At 62.4% G+C, this 13,113-nt stretch carries 15 protein-coding genes, 1 pseudogene and 1 riboswitch; of the genes and pseudogenes, 9 read left to right on the top strand and 7 right to left on the bottom strand.

Annotated elements, in window-relative coordinates:
• Window positions 1-1,143, top strand: a pseudogene (locus ACTQV4_RS05680) (hypothetical protein); the annotation flags it as partial.
• Window positions 1,144-2,529 carry a hypothetical protein gene (locus ACTQV4_RS05685; RefSeq protein WP_441569470.1) on the top strand — a complete coding sequence of 462 codons (1,386 nt, stop codon included), beginning with the start codon at window positions 1,144-1,146 and terminating at the stop codon, window positions 2,527-2,529.
• Window positions 2,530-2,648: 119 nt separating this feature from the next.
• Here ACTQV4_RS05685 and ACTQV4_RS05690 read toward each other — a convergent pair whose 3' ends face one another.
• Genes ACTQV4_RS05690 through ACTQV4_RS05700 form a run of 3 tightly spaced genes read right to left on the bottom strand, consistent with a single transcriptional unit; the run spans window position 2,649 to window position 4,273 of the window.
• Window positions 2,649-2,999, bottom strand: coding sequence for a hypothetical protein (locus ACTQV4_RS05690; RefSeq protein WP_441068562.1), 351 nt, complete (start codon window positions 2,997-2,999; stop codon window positions 2,649-2,651).
• A complete protein-coding gene (locus ACTQV4_RS05695; protein WP_441068560.1) occupies window positions 2,996-3,355 on the bottom strand; it encodes a hypothetical protein in 360 nt (119 codons plus the stop codon). Before ACTQV4_RS05695 ends, ACTQV4_RS05690 begins: the two co-directional genes overlap by 4 nt.
• A 15-nt stretch (window positions 3,356-3,370) precedes the next feature.
• Window positions 3,371-4,273, bottom strand: a complete 903-nt coding sequence (locus tag ACTQV4_RS05700; RefSeq protein ID WP_441569471.1) for a MerR family transcriptional regulator — start codon at window positions 4,271-4,273, stop codon at window positions 3,371-3,373.
• A gap of 186 nt (window positions 4,274-4,459) precedes the next feature.
• On the opposite strand from ACTQV4_RS05700, the gene ACTQV4_RS05705 reads away from it, so the two are divergent.
• The 4 genes from ACTQV4_RS05705 to ACTQV4_RS05720 are packed head-to-tail and all read left to right on the top strand — an operon-like array spanning window position 4,460 to window position 5,813.
• On the top strand, window positions 4,460-4,675 hold the full coding sequence (locus tag ACTQV4_RS05705; protein ID WP_441068556.1) for a hypothetical protein: 216 nt from the start codon (window positions 4,460-4,462) through the stop codon (window positions 4,673-4,675).
• Window positions 4,675-4,899 carry a hypothetical protein gene (locus tag ACTQV4_RS05710; RefSeq protein WP_441068554.1) on the top strand — a complete coding sequence of 75 codons (225 nt, stop codon included), beginning with the start codon at window positions 4,675-4,677 and terminating at the stop codon, window positions 4,897-4,899. The genes ACTQV4_RS05705 and ACTQV4_RS05710 overlap by 1 nt, the downstream gene beginning before the upstream one ends.
• On the top strand, window positions 4,892-5,032 hold the full coding sequence (locus ACTQV4_RS05715; protein ID WP_441068552.1) for a hypothetical protein: 141 nt from the start codon (window positions 4,892-4,894) through the stop codon (window positions 5,030-5,032). Before ACTQV4_RS05710 ends, ACTQV4_RS05715 begins: the two co-directional genes overlap by 8 nt.
• Complete coding sequence (locus ACTQV4_RS05720) at window positions 5,022-5,813, top strand: N-acetylmuramoyl-L-alanine amidase (protein WP_441569472.1); 792 nt, start codon at window positions 5,022-5,024, stop codon at window positions 5,811-5,813. Before ACTQV4_RS05715 ends, ACTQV4_RS05720 begins: the two co-directional genes overlap by 11 nt.
• Before the next feature lie 197 nt (window positions 5,814-6,010).
• Here ACTQV4_RS05720 and ACTQV4_RS05725 read toward each other — a convergent pair whose 3' ends face one another.
• The 4 genes from ACTQV4_RS05725 to ACTQV4_RS05740 form a co-directional block, all read right to left on the bottom strand.
• On the bottom strand, window positions 6,011-6,328 hold the full coding sequence (locus ACTQV4_RS05725; protein ID WP_441068548.1) for a hypothetical protein: 318 nt from the start codon (window positions 6,326-6,328) through the stop codon (window positions 6,011-6,013).
• A 344-nt stretch (window positions 6,329-6,672) separates the two neighbouring features.
• Window positions 6,673-7,014 (bottom strand): HigA family addiction module antitoxin, encoded by a 342-nt coding sequence (locus ACTQV4_RS05730; protein WP_441569473.1) that lies wholly within the window; start codon window positions 7,012-7,014, stop codon window positions 6,673-6,675.
• On the bottom strand, window positions 6,986-7,267 hold the full coding sequence (locus tag ACTQV4_RS05735) for a type II toxin-antitoxin system RelE/ParE family toxin (RefSeq protein WP_427747940.1): 282 nt from the start codon (window positions 7,265-7,267) through the stop codon (window positions 6,986-6,988). The genes ACTQV4_RS05730 and ACTQV4_RS05735 overlap by 29 nt, the downstream gene beginning before the upstream one ends.
• 100 nt (window positions 7,268-7,367) lie before the next feature.
• Window positions 7,368-8,555, bottom strand: coding sequence for an N-acetyldiaminopimelate deacetylase (locus tag ACTQV4_RS05740; protein WP_441569474.1), 1,188 nt, complete (start codon window positions 8,553-8,555; stop codon window positions 7,368-7,370).
• A gap of 144 nt (window positions 8,556-8,699) precedes the next feature.
• Window positions 8,700-8,868, top strand: a riboswitch (Lysine riboswitch).
• Between the two features lie 65 nt (window positions 8,869-8,933).
• Here ACTQV4_RS05740 and dapA point away from each other — a divergent pair.
• The 3 genes from dapA to dapD are packed head-to-tail and all read left to right on the top strand — an operon-like array spanning window position 8,934 to window position 12,735.
• Window positions 8,934-11,243 carry a 4-hydroxy-tetrahydrodipicolinate synthase gene (gene dapA / locus ACTQV4_RS05745; protein ID WP_441040964.1) on the top strand — a complete coding sequence of 770 codons (2,310 nt, stop codon included), beginning with the start codon at window positions 8,934-8,936 and terminating at the stop codon, window positions 11,241-11,243.
• Complete coding sequence (gene dapB, locus ACTQV4_RS05750; protein WP_441569475.1) at window positions 11,236-11,976, top strand: 4-hydroxy-tetrahydrodipicolinate reductase; 741 nt, start codon at window positions 11,236-11,238, stop codon at window positions 11,974-11,976. The genes dapA and dapB overlap by 8 nt, the downstream gene beginning before the upstream one ends.
• 39 nt (window positions 11,977-12,015) lie before the next feature.
• The gene (gene dapD, locus ACTQV4_RS05755; RefSeq protein ID WP_154517324.1) at window positions 12,016-12,735 is read left to right on the top strand and encodes a 2,3,4,5-tetrahydropyridine-2,6-dicarboxylate N-acetyltransferase; all 720 of its coding nucleotides are present in this window, start codon (window positions 12,016-12,018) and stop codon (window positions 12,733-12,735) included.
• The last annotated feature ends 378 nt before the right edge of the window (window positions 12,736-13,113 follow it).

Consider the following 13,113-nt stretch of genomic DNA (forward strand, 5'->3'; position numbering starts at 1 on the left):
CAAGCCGTGACCGGAATCGGTGAAAATACGTTAGCGCAACCGGTGAAACCGCCTTTGCGCGAACGGCGCGCCTGTTTAGCGAAACTGGTGAAAAATAGATTGACGCTAACATTCCTGGAGGCGATAGAGAAGTTCGAGGGCGCGGACGCCCTCATCTCCGACGCGGTGGCGAAGGCGCAGCAGGCGGCGGACGTCGCCGCCGGGGCGCTGGAGGACGCGCAGGGGGCGTCGGGCGCGGTGGCCGCGGCGGCGGCGGCCGCGGGCGCGGCGAACGCCGCCAAGGAGGAGCTGCTGGCCGCCGCCGAGCGCGGGGACTTCGACGGGGCGCCGGGTGCCCCGGGCGCGCCCGGAAAGGACGGAGCAGATGGCGAGGACGGCGCTCCGGGCGCGGACGGCGTGAGCCCGACCGCCAAGGTGGAGCAGACCGAGGCGGGCGCGGTCGTCACCGTGACCGACGCCACGGGCACCACCACAGCGACCCTCGCGCACGGCCCCAAGGGCGACAAGGAGGACAACGGCGAGAAGGGCGACAAGGGAGACCCGTTCACCTACACAGACTTCACCGCCGAGCAGCTTGCGGCGCTCAAGGGCCAGAAGGGCGACCCCGGAGAGGACGGGGCTCCCGGTGCTGACGGTGCCGACGGACAGGATGGCCAGGACGGCGTGAGCTGCACGCACTCGTGGAGCGGCACGGTGCTCACGGTGACGAGCGCGAGCGGCACGAGCTCCGCCGACCTCAAGGGGGAGCAAGGCGAGAAGGGAGACCCCTTCCTCTACTCCGACTTCACCACGGAGCAGCTCGAGGCGCTTCGTGGCCCGCAGGGCGCCCGGGGTGCGCCGGGCGTCGACGGTCAGGACGGCGCGGACGCGGAGATCACGGGCGCGACCGCGACGGTGGACTCATCCACGGGCACGCCCTCCGTCATCGTGACGCTCGGCGGGACCCCGGGCGAGCGAACGTTCGCGTTCGCCTTCTCCGGCCTCAAGGGCGAGACGGGAGAGCAGGGTCAGAAGGGTGACCCCGGCGAGGACGGCCAGGACGGCGCGCCGGGGGCGACGCCCGACCTCTCGGCGTACGCGACGAAGGAATACGTGGCGCAGCAGATCGCGGCGCTCGACGACCTGAGCGAGGTGGAGTTCTAGGTGGCCATAGGGACGATAGACAAAGACGTCTTCACTGACATCGCGAACGCCATCCGCGTTCAGAACGGCGGGACGGACACGTACCTGCCCTCCGAGATGGCGGCGGCGGTGCTCGCGCTCGACGGGACGAAGGCAGGCACTCCGTTCCAGGCGGCGCATACCTCGGGCACGGGCGTTATCTCAGATTCCGTGTTTGACGCCATAGCCGACGCGATCAGGGCTCAGAACGGGCTTGCCGAGACGTACAAGCCGAGCGAGATGGCGCCGGCGATTCTGGCGCTCTCCTGGGACATGGGCGTGAAGATCCGCGCCCTCCTGCTCGCGGACGGAACGCTCGAGTTCAACTACCGCGACGGGTGCTCCTCCGACGTGCCCGGCGCGGTCATCCTCAAGGCGTGGGAGGTCGACCCGGCGGGCTACACCTCAGCCGACGCCCGCCCCTGGGACGACGACAAGCTCTCCGTCTCGCGAGCGGTGTTCGATTCCGACTTCTCCGGGAGTGGGCTCGCGAGCGCCGCCTACTTCTTTCATGGCTTCGAGAACCTCGTGGAGGTGGACGGCCTCGAGGAGGCTTCCGGCGCCATCAGCATGAATCAGATGTTTGTGAGCTGCTCCTCGCTCGAGACGATCCGGGCGGAGGTGTTCATGGGGAACGTGACCTCCGGCTCGCCCATGTTCAGCGGCTGCAGAAGACTCGTCGGGGGCAAGGGGCACGTCCCAGGGCAGATGGACGACCACGACGCGCTGAACTTCGGCAAGGACGGCGCGCTGACTTACTCAGACGGGTCCGGGGACGAGCGCGAGTGGTTCCGCTGCTTCCTCTACGCCGACGGCGAGCTCGTGCTGACGGCTGCCACCGAGCCCGAGGCGGGGCGGGAGCTCCTATCCTCCGGGCACCTGTGCACGAACGCTCGGTACAACTCGGTGGGCTACCAGCCCTGGTACGACCATCGGCACGACGTGGAGAAGGTGACCATAGCGGCGGACATGGCCGCCTACGAACACGTGAACACGAACTACTGGTTCTACGGCCACCAGGCCATCGCCGAGGTAGCGGGCATGGGGAACCTGAGGGGCGTGCGCGAGATGCAGCACACGTTCAACAGCTGCAAGGGGCTCACGGAGATCGACCTCTCCGGGCTAGATCCGTCCTCGCTCGAGGGCCTCGCCTACACCTTCGGCGGGTGCGGGTCGCTCGTGACGATTTGGGTCGACGCCGACTGGGCGCTACCATCCTCCGGCGTCTCGGGCTTCCAGACGTTCTACCAGTGCGTCTCGCTCGTGGGAGGGGCGGGCACGGCCTACGCGAGCTCGCGCGCGGGCTACCAGTACATGAGGATCGACGGCGCGGGCGGGGCCGGGTACCTCACGGCGAAGGGCTCCTAAAAGGCACCCCTCCGGCGCTTGCGGCGCCTGCGCCGCATGTGCCGGAGGGGTGGACGCGCCGCCGCAGGGGGCTCGGGACGAACCTGCCGTGCGGGCGGCGCGAGTGGCGGGGCTTTTACCTATCTTCCGAGCAGCACTTCCCTCCGATCGACCATACACTTCCCTGCAAGAGAGCTCCCACGCCTCAAGGCGTCTGACATCAGTTCCTTGAACCAGGAATCCTTCTCTTCGCACAAGGCAACGAGATCTCGTATTCTGACGCCCTGCAGCTTGATGATCTTGTCTTTGATAGCCAAGGCGTTCCCCTGTCGCACGCAAACAGCTCCGAGGCCCACACAGCCTATTCCCAATACAATTTCCAGGCCATGCCGCTTTACGAAGGCCTTTGCCCGCTCCATTCTGCCGTCTCTTGGCTCCTCAGCCGTTTCCGTCTTAGTGCTCTTGCCCTCTTCATTGGCTATATCCTTCATCCCTGCATTCCCTCCTCGTGATCTTTTGGATTGTTGGGTTCGTCCTGAGCCTCGTATTTCCGCTCGTCATTCTCGCTCTCGACCTCCCTAGCGTTCTCCTCCTCTTCTGTCATTTCGTAAGCTTGGATTCCGTTTGCGAGCTCCACCTTCGCCTCGTTTGCCAATGCTTTCTTCTTGCTGTACTGCTTGTAGACCAAGGCCGCGCCTGCGAAGAGGGACCCTGCCACAATCGCGCCTATTCCTGCCCCCTCAATTCGCCCTTGACCGCGTGCGTTCTTCTCAAGCGTGCTCAGCAGAAGGTCGGGCCCCCCGGCCTCTTTTGCCATGTGCGATAGTTCCGCGTAATCCCAAGACATCTTTTCTCCTTTCCTCTACTGCTCAAGGTCTTCTATTTCTTTGCGACGCTCTTCTGTAAGCTCCAGCGTGTCGACGAAGCTGCTTATTGCCTCTCCGATGAAAGACTCAGCGTCAGTCAACTGTTCCATTGACTTCTCGTCCAGCTGTGCCATGACGCTAGGAGGCGTCATGCCGCCGACCTTGTAGTACTTCCCTAGCATGTAGAACGAGACATAGAGATCGCCCTCGACGTAGTCCTCCATCCCGTAATACGCGTCTGCAACTATGGCACGCGCCTCCTCCGAGTTCGCTTGGACACCACGCTCCTCCAAGTCGAAGAGTGAGATGAGCATCTGAGTCATGAATCGGGTCGACGGCCCAAACTTCTCTGACTCCTCGATTAGCTGATTAAGACATTCGTCCAGCGCGGATGGGCTAACCTCAGCTATGCGCTTGTTCGCCCTCGCCGCCCATTTGAAATAGGCAGTGAGATCCTCTCCCTCATCGCTGTCCTCATCCGTCAGGACCCAGGCGTACTCGGGGTGACGAAGAAGAGCGCATATCGCCTCTCCCGTGTTCGGGCCGCCCTCGTTCTCGATGAGCTTCCTCATCTCTTTCGCGAAGAGCAGCTGCTCCTTGTCTTTGCGTAGCTGCACTTCAAGCTCCGTGATTCTACAGTCGAGTGATTCCCTTACATCAAAATCCGGTCTATCAAACGCCGCCTTGATGTCTTTCACTTTGTATCCGAGGTCTTTGAACAGCTTGACGAGGAAGAGCTTAACAAGGTCATCCTCAGTGAAGAGCATGTACCCCGCCTCGCTCCTTTTCGGCGAGATTAACCCCCAATCGTTGTAGCGTTGAAGGGACTTCTTCCCTATTCCGGTCAGCTTGCTGACCTCTCCTGTTGTCATCATGTCCCTCACCTCCGTCCTGAGCATAAACTGCGACACAGTGTCGCGGTCAAGAAGAGTTTTCGAAAGGCCCGAGACAATTTCGCTGTGAATGACTTTGTGAAGTAACGGAACGCATCACTTTGCCCATTTACCTAGTTAGATAAGCATATTTGTGACCACGGCAGACACTTCGGCCAGACGGGGGCGTCCCCGCCTGGGACGGAGGTTGCCATGGAGTCGGTCGTCGCGGCGCTCGTGACGGGGGTGCTCACCCTCGCGGGGGTGCTCGTGTCCAACTCGCGCAGCCGCGCGGTCATGGAGGTCAAAATCGACAACCTAGCGCGGCAGGTCGAGAGGCACAACTGCCTCATAGAGCGCACCTACGCCCTGGAGCAGGACGTCGCCGTCGTGAAGGCGGAGATCGAGAACATGCGGAAGGGGCAATGATGGAGGCTTTCCTGACATCCAACGAGTGGCCGTGGCGCCTGGCGAGAACCATCGTACAGGGCGTGCTCGGCGTGGTCGCGGCCAACGTGGACATGCTCGTGGGCTGCGCGGTGCTGGCGCCGGAGTGGCGCCCGATCGTGGTGGCGCTCGTGATGGCCGTGCTGTCGCCGGTGATGGCGGAACTCGGCGCGGCGCTGCCGTCGGGCGGTGGTTCCGATGAGTGAGCGCGAGTTCGCGAGCGAGGAGGAGCGCTGGGAGGCGCTTCACAGCGAGGGTGTCGAGGCGGCTGCGCCGGATGGCTGGGAGCCCGACGAGGGCGAGGACGGCGGCTTCGAGGAGGTGCCCGATGGCATATAGCATCCTCTTCAAGCAGTGCGGCTCGGACCACATGACACGCGGGCGCCCTGGCGCGATCGACCGCATCGTGGTCCACTTCACGGCGACGCTTGCCTCTGCCCGCAACAACGCGACGTACTTCGCGAGGAACGAGGGCCAGGGGGCGTCCGCGCACTACTTCATAGACGACATCACGCCGGAGATCTATCAGAGCGTGGCCGAGGGCGACACCGCCTGGCACGCCGGAGACTGGCAGATGAACTGCCGCGCGGTCGGCATCGAGGTCGTCTCGGCAGGCGAGGACTTCAGCGCGACCGAGGTCGAGAAGCTGGGCTGGCTCGTGAGGAAGCTCATGGCCAAGTACGGCATCGGCGCTTCCGGGGTCATCCGCCACTACGACGTGACGGGCAAGCTCTGCCCCGCGCCCTACGTGGCGGCGTCCAAGTGGGCGGCGCTGAAGGCGGCGATCACGGGCGGCGTTGTTTCTGAAGGCACGACCACGGCCGCGCCCAGCGGCACGGTCGCGGAGCTCGCGCGGCGCGTCATCGCCGGGGAGTTCGGAAACGGGGCCGCGCGGCGCGCGGCCCTGGGGAGCCGCTACGACGAGGTGCAGGCGGAGGTGAACCGCATCCTTGCCGGGGGCTCCGGCGGGGGCGCGGCCCAGGCGCCGGCGGCCGACGACGTGGACGACTTCGCGCGCTGGGTGATCGCGGGCGAGTTCGGAAACGGGGCGGCGCGCAAGGCGGCGCTGGGCGACCGCTACGCGGAGGTCCAGGCGCGCGTGAACGAGATCCTGTCGTGACGCGCGAGGACGCCCGCTGGGGCGCGGCCACGGCGCTCGCCGTTCTGCTGTGCCTGGGCGCGCTGCCCCTCGTGCCGCTGCCCTGGCTCGTGGGCAGGCTAGATCCGTAGCGTTCCGTCGCTTCACGAAGGTCTACACAAGGAGAGGCCCTCGTCCCTGGGATGGGACGAGCGCCTCCGTCGCTAGCGCCTCCGTCGCTAGCGCCTCCGGCGCGAGCCGGCGCTGAGCGTCGGGAAGTCGCGGTGCCTGGGGCCGTCCACGAGCACCTCGTACCACCACTCGCGGCTTCGCGGCCCGTCCGCCGCGAGGTCGTCGATCAGGCGGGTCTGGGTGACCTCGTCGAGTTCCGCGAACTCGTCGCGCATCGCGTTCTCGATGGCGGAGGAGCTCGCGATCATGTCGTGTAGGATCTGCTTCTTCTCCTCGATGGTGAAGCTCTCGGGCGAGATGTCCATGAGCTCTGCCATGAAGTAGGCGTGGTCCTCGGCGTCCTCGAGTGCCTTCCAGTCGGTCATGTCTGTGCTCCATTTCTCTCATGTAGTGAGTTTTCCCCTTATCTGGGGTGGTACGAATTGCGGTACGAATAAACCCGCTCGGAGCGTTTCACGCCGTTGCGAAGTGTTATTCGGACTTCAATACGACACCTATAACTACCTGCGAGAATGTTGCATTCTGTTACCCGCTGTTCCGAACTGGGGTGCGTCTCCTATATTAGCTCGCAGCTAAGGTTGCGGTAAACGGCCAATGCTCACAGCAATAACCGGAAGCAACAACAAGCCGCATCCACACCCACCGGGACTATAAACGGCAGACTGTCGGCGTCGCCCCATCGTCACTCCAACCTCAACATCTTTGAACACTACAATGCGATAGCCTGCTGAACAGGAACGATCTTATCCAGTTCCGGCTCGATGCGCCTCTTTTCCGCCTCGAGGTCAAACGCTATCTGGCCGCGCAGCCAATAACCATCCGTTAGGCCAAAGTAGCGGCAAAGGCGAAGATCGGTGTCAGCCGTAACACGACGCCTCCCCAAAATAATCTGCCCAATACGCTGTGCCGGAATCCCGGTCTCCTTAGCAAGACGATATTGAGAAATGCCCATAGGAACAAGAAATTCCTCTTTGAGAAGTTCACCAGGAGTCACCGGTGACAGCAAATCGGGCGCGGTCTCATCACTTGTGATAATCGACGATTTCGACATTCCAAGCCATCCCCTGTCTCCACTCAAAGCAGACCCGATAGCGCTCATTAACACGGATACTATATTGGCCGGCGCGATCGCCCTTCAACGCTTCAAGACGATTGCCCGGAGGAACGCGAAGGTCATCAAGTGAAGCACAAACCTGCAGTTGACGAATCTTCCTCAATGCGACCCGCTCAAAGGGCACGAACCTCCTGACCCGCACACCCATTGCAAAACGTTCGGTATCCTCATCTTTGTACGATGCGATCATAGTATCGCCTTACGTTAATAACGTCAAACGTTTCTACAGACATACATCTCTATTATACCGTACATTTGTTCGTATTTTCTAGAACATGCGCCCGCGCCGATTAACCAAGCAAAAGCAATCGTTTGTAGACATCGAGGCCCTTGAGCAGAATTTCCTCGTCAAAGAGCATGGTATCGGTGTGAAGGGCGCTCGTGGCATAGGCAGGACAGCCATCCGAATCGCTCGGGTTTTCTTGACCCTCCGGCACACCCGCGCCCAGCAAGAAGAACACGCCCGGCAGATAGCGCTGATAGAACGCAAAGTCCTCGGCAATTAACAGCGGCTCCTCCACAAGCTGCAGGCCGGGCAAGGCAGGCGCGACGCTGGCAAACAACTCGGGGTCGTTGTCGACCGGCGGATAGCCCTCGGCAAAGTCGAGATCGTACGTGCAGCCCGTTGCGGCACAGGCCTCATCAAGCACGCGACGCACGCCTTCGCGCGCCCGGTCGAACATGCCGTCCGTAAACACACGCAGGCTTCCGGCCACATGGGCCTCCCCCGCCACCGCGTTGCAAACCGTACCGGCCTGCAGCAGACCAAACTTGCCGATGCAGGGCTCGTCGGTGCCCAGCTCGTCCATCAGCTCGCGCTCGGCAACCAAAAACTTCGCTGCCGCCAACGCGGCATCGTGCGACTCCTCGACCGGCACGCCATAGGTCTTAGCAATATGGATGCTCGTACCGTGAATATAGATATGCGTCTCGCTCGAACGCGCCAGCAGCGGACCGGAACAGCTCGCCAACGTGCCGGCAGGCAGATCGGGCCACACATGCAAGCCAAAAATGCGGTCGACCCCATAGCGCTCGAACACGCCGCTCTCGCATACCGTCTTGGCACCACCGGTCGTTTCCTCGGCCGGCTGGAACACAAAGAGCACGTTGCGCCTCATGGCGCCCGGCTGCTCGCGAATCGTACGGTCGACATACGTCGCGGCGGCAAGTGCCATGGCCATGTGACCGTCATGTCCGCAAGCGTGCATCTTGCCGGGATGGGTCGAGGCAAAGGCCGCCCCTGTCGCCTCCTCAATGGGCAGCGCATCCATATCGGCGCGAATCGCCGTGGCATGCGCGGCATCAACGCCGGCGTCGAAGAAAGCACAAACACAGCTGGGGCACGGATGGGTCACTTCGCAGGTGAGCGGTGCCAGCACGCCCTCGATATAGGCAATGGTTAGCGGAAGATCGAAATCGAGCTCCGGAATGCGATGGAGATCGCGGCGATAGCGACGGAGTTCTTGGAGCTCGGTCATAGAGGATCCCTTCGTGAGGCACATCTGTTGCAACTTATTGTGATACAGGATTGTGGCGCACATGTTTCCAGCATATCCCTGCATTTTTTAAACGTTATATACGAATACTCTTGTTTGGTAAAGTGCAACGTGATAGGGTCTTTACCACTTGATAGAGGCGCGGGCACGAAGAGCCGCGGGTGAGCCGGCAGGCTTTGACCCCGCGGGGAGGCGAAACCCGCCGAACTGGGTTTTTCGGGCACGAACAACCTGGTGGGCCTGTGGGAAACACCCACAGGACTGTCTGCAGCAATGCGGGAGCGCTATCCGGACATTGGGTCCACGCTATGCGGATTCGATGCGCAGATGGCGCCGTCTGGATAGCGAGGTTTACGGGACATGGCATTGACCCCCAACGAGGCATATGCGGCCAAGCAGCCGTTTGTGGACAAGGAGACGCTCGAGCATATCGTCGAGCAGTTCCCCACGCCGTTTCATCTATACGACGAGGCGGGCATCCGCCGCAACATGCAAGAGGTGCGCGACGCCTTTGCGTGGAACCCGGGCTTTAAGGAATACTTTGCCGTCAAGGCCAACCCCAACCCGGCACTCATCTCCATTCTCAACGAATACGGCTGCGGCTGCGATTGCTCGAGCTATACCGAGCTCATGATCGCCCGCTCGCTGGGTATCACGGGACACGACATCATGTTCTCGTCCAACGACACGCCGGCTGCGGACTTTGAGCTCGCCGACAAGCTGGGTGCCATCGTCAACTTTGACGACATCAGCCACATCGAGTTCTTTGAGCGTGTTGCGGGGCCCATCCCCAAGACGGTCAGCTGCCGCTTTAATCCGGGCGGCCTGTTCCAGCTCTCCAACGGCATCATGGACAACCCCGGCGACTCCAAATACGGCATGACCACCGAGCAACTCTTCGAGGCCTTCCGTATGCTCAAGACCAAGGGTGCCGAGGACTTTGGCATCCACGCCTTCCTTGCCAGCAACACCGTCACCAACGACTACTACCCCAAGCTCGCGCGCATCCTCTTTGAGCTTGCCGTGCGCCTGGAGCGCGAGACCGGCGCACACGTCGCCTTCATCAATCTATCCGGCGGCGTCGGCATCCCCTACCTGCCCGAGCAGCAGGCCAACGACATTCACGCCATCGGCGAGGGAGTGCACGCGGCATACGACGAGATCCTGGTCCCCGCAGGCATGGGCGATGTGGCAATCTACACCGAGATGGGCCGCTTTATGATGGGCCCCTACGGCTGCCTGGTCACCAAGGCCATCCACGAGAAGCAGATCTACAAGGACTATATCGGTGTCGATGCAAGCGCCGTCGATTTGATCCGCCCCGCCATGTATGGTGCCTACCACCACATTACGGTGATGGGTCAGCCGGGCGGCGCCGACAAGGGCACAGCGCCCGTCACGAACACCTATGACATCACGGGCAATCTGTGCGAGAACAACGACAAGTTCGCCATCGATCGCGAGCTACCGCATATCGACATGGGCGACCTGCTTGTAATCCACGATACCGGTGCGCATGGCTACTCCATGGGCTACAACTACAACGGACGGCTGCGCTCCGCCGAGGTCCTGCTGCGCCCCGATGGCGCGGCCGACCTCATCCGCCGCGCCGAGCGCCCGGGCGATTACTTTGCCACGCTCGACGTGCTGCCGTGCGGCCGAGAACTGTTGGCCAAGTCGCGCGCCGAAAGTGCCCGCCACCGCGCCCAAGACGAGCGCCTGGCAGTCGCCGCCCAATGGAACAAGCGCATCCAGATCGCCGAAGCGAAGGAGAAGAACATGGACATCCGCAATCTCGAGGGCTCAATCGTCGCCCTGGTTACGCCGTTTAAAAAGGACGGCAGTGTCGACTTTGATGCGCTCGAGCGCCTTATCGATTTCCACCTGCAAAATGGCACCGACGCCATCCTCGCCCTGGGCACCACCGGCGAGAGCGCCACGATGACCGACGACGAGGACAACTCCGTTGTCGCCGCGGTGGTCAAGCAAGTTGCAGGACGCGTCCCCGTCATCGCCGGCTCGGGCTCCAACTCCACGCAGACCATGCTCACCAAGTCGCTCACTTACCAGGGCTTGGGAGCCGACGGCCTGCTGCTCATTACCCCCTACTACAACAAATCCAACGAAGAGGGTATCTACCAGCACTTTAAGACCGTCGCCGATGCCGTAGACATCCCCTGCATCCTGTACAACATCCCCGGCCGCTGTGGCTGCGGCATCAGCGAGCGCAACGTGGAGCGCTTGGCCGCGCACCCCAACATCATGGGTATTAAGGAAGCCTCGGGCAACGTCGCCTACGCTGCCAAGATCGCCCACCTGCTGTCCGACGACTTCCGCATGTACTCGGGCGAGGACGCGCTCACCGTACCGCTCATGAGTCTGGGTGCTTCGGGCACCATCAGCGTGTGGGCCGACGTGCAGCCGCAGCTCGTACATGACATGTGCCGCGCCTATCTGGACGGTGACGTGGCACGTGCCCGCGATATCCAGATTGCCGGCCAGCCGCTCATCAATGCCCTCTTTAGCGAGGTCAACCCCATCCCCGTCAAGGAAGCGCTCGCCCAGATGGGTATGATCGAGGCAAACTACCGCATGCCGCTGTGCCCCATGGCAGACGACACGCGATCCGCACTTACCGATGCTCTGAAGGGAGCTGGTCTGCTTGATTAAGACCGTCATTATGGGAACGGGCCGCATGGGCTCGCTCATCCGCACTACCGCCGAGGGTATTGTCGACGCTGCCGGAGAGCCCGTTTTTGACATCGTCGCCCAGATCGGCTTCGACTTGTCCGAGCTCGAGAACGCTCCGGCAGCCGACGTCATCATCGACTTCTCGAACGTTGCGACCTTCGACACCGTCGTCGCCTATGTCGAGCGCACGGGTGCGGCGTTGGTCTCGGGCACCACAGGCTATACGCCCGAGCAGATGGATCGCCTGCGCGAGCTGGGTCAGTGCACCCGCGTCATGCACTCCGGCAATTACTCCATCGGTATCGCAGCCCTGCGTCATCTGGTGGCACAGGCCACGCGAGAGCTGCCCGGCTTTGACTGCGAAATCGTCGAGACGCACCACAACCAAAAGGTCGACGCCCCCAGCGGCACTGCCAAGTTGCTGCTCGACGCCGTCGTCGAAGCCGAACCCGAGGCAGGCTACCACCCCGTCTATGGCCGCGAGGGCATGTGCGGAGCGCGCGACCCCAAGGAGATCGGCGTGCACTCGCTGCGCGGTGGCACTGTCGCCGGCGTGCACGAAGTGAGTTTCTTTGGCCAGGACGAGGAGGTCACGCTCGCGCATCGCGCCACGAGTCGTCAGATCTTTGTCAACGGTGCCTTGGCAGCCGCGCAGAAGCTCGTCACCCGCGAGCACGGCTTCTATACGTTCGACCAGGTCATGTTTGCCTAACCAGGTATCAACCGGATCCACCCAAAGGAGAGACCGCAAATGAGCAATGCAGCCGAAATGGATGCACAGGAGATTATCAACTATATCGCCACCGCGCCCAAGAAGACGCCCGTCAAGCTGTACGTGCGCGAAAAGCCGGGCATGAAGGTCCAGTGGGGCAATGCGCATGTCTATGGCGGCCGCCGTGGAAAGACTGTATTTGGCGACTGGGATGAGCTCAAGGCAATCCTCGACGCCAACGTCGATTCCATCGACTACTACGATGTGGAGAACGACTGCCGCAACTCCGCCGTGCCCATGCTCGACCTCAAGGGCATCAACGCCCGCATCGAGCCGGGTGCGATCATCCGCGACCGCGTCGAGATCGGCGACCGTGCCGTCATCATGATGGGCGCCATCATCAACATCGGCTCCGTCATTGGCGAAGGCTCCATGATCGATATGGGCGCCGTGCTGGGCGGACGCGCCACCGTGGGCAAGAACTGCCACATCGGCGCCGGCACCGTGCTGGCAGGCGTCGTGGAGCCCGCCAGCGCCACCCCCGTCATCATCGAGGACGACGTTATGATCGGCGCCAATGCTGTGGTCCTGGAAGGCGTGCGCGTGGGCAAGGGTGCTGTCGTTGCCGCCGGCGCCGTGTGCGTCGAGGACGTCCCCGCCGGCGCCGTCGTGGCCGGTGTCCCTGCCCGCGTTATCAAGATGCGCGACGAGAAGACCGACAGCAAGACCGGCCTCGAGGAAGGTCTGCGCCAGCTGTAGGGTTACGCGGTTTTACCAAACCGCGTAACGGCTCGACGCTCCACCTTTGGTTCCGTCGTTCTAACGAACGACGGACCGGTCGACGCTGCAAACGCCCCTAAGCGGCAATCTGACGTTCAATCGTCGGTCGCGTACCGAAGTACGCTTCCCTCCTCTTTCACGTCACCTTGCTCGCCTAGGGGCGTTTTCGCTGACGTGTGCTCAACCTACGACGCGATGTCGGCAACCAAGCCGAAAACAACAAAGGCCGAAGCACCATCGGAGCTTCGGCCTTCATCATCTCAGGGCTCCGTCGTATTCAACCATGGCGGGTTGCTTTGACAGGCGCCCTACGGCCGTCTTATAGACCTCGGAACGATCGCGCCGTCCTATTGCCAC

Origin of the sequence: Collinsella sp. LCP19S3_B11 (assembly GCF_052121915.1) — a bacterium.
Classification (GTDB): domain Bacteria; phylum Actinomycetota; class Coriobacteriia; order Coriobacteriales; family Coriobacteriaceae; genus Collinsella.

What these genes read in the sequence shown, in the direction of transcription:
- ACTQV4_RS05730 (WP_441569473.1), bottom strand. Translation starts at nt 7,014, where the DNA reads ATGTCGAAATCGTCGATTATCACAAGTGATGAGACCGCGCCCGATTTG.
- dapD (WP_154517324.1), top strand. Translation starts at nt 12,016, where the DNA reads ATGAGCAATGCAGCCGAAATGGATGCACAGGAGATTATCAACTATATC.
- ACTQV4_RS05715 (WP_441068552.1), top strand. Translation starts at nt 4,892, where the DNA reads ATGAGTGAGCGCGAGTTCGCGAGCGAGGAGGAGCGCTGGGAGGCGCTT.
- ACTQV4_RS05695 (WP_441068560.1), bottom strand. Translation starts at nt 3,355, where the DNA reads ATGTCTTGGGATTACGCGGAACTATCGCACATGGCAAAAGAGGCCGGG.
- ACTQV4_RS05705 (WP_441068556.1), top strand. Translation starts at nt 4,460, where the DNA reads ATGGAGTCGGTCGTCGCGGCGCTCGTGACGGGGGTGCTCACCCTCGCG.
- ACTQV4_RS05735 (WP_427747940.1), bottom strand. Translation starts at nt 7,267, where the DNA reads ATGATCGCATCGTACAAAGATGAGGATACCGAACGTTTTGCAATGGGT.
- dapA (WP_441040964.1), top strand. Translation starts at nt 8,934, where the DNA reads ATGGCATTGACCCCCAACGAGGCATATGCGGCCAAGCAGCCGTTTGTG.
- ACTQV4_RS05740 (WP_441569474.1), bottom strand. Translation starts at nt 8,555, where the DNA reads ATGACCGAGCTCCAAGAACTCCGTCGCTATCGCCGCGATCTCCATCGC.
- ACTQV4_RS05720 (WP_441569472.1), top strand. Translation starts at nt 5,022, where the DNA reads ATGGCATATAGCATCCTCTTCAAGCAGTGCGGCTCGGACCACATGACA.
- ACTQV4_RS05690 (WP_441068562.1), bottom strand. Translation starts at nt 2,999, where the DNA reads ATGAAGGATATAGCCAATGAAGAGGGCAAGAGCACTAAGACGGAAACG.
- ACTQV4_RS05710 (WP_441068554.1), top strand. Translation starts at nt 4,675, where the DNA reads ATGGAGGCTTTCCTGACATCCAACGAGTGGCCGTGGCGCCTGGCGAGA.
- ACTQV4_RS05725 (WP_441068548.1), bottom strand. Translation starts at nt 6,328, where the DNA reads ATGACCGACTGGAAGGCACTCGAGGACGCCGAGGACCACGCCTACTTC.
- ACTQV4_RS05700 (WP_441569471.1), bottom strand. Translation starts at nt 4,273, where the DNA reads ATGCTCAGGACGGAGGTGAGGGACATGATGACAACAGGAGAGGTCAGC.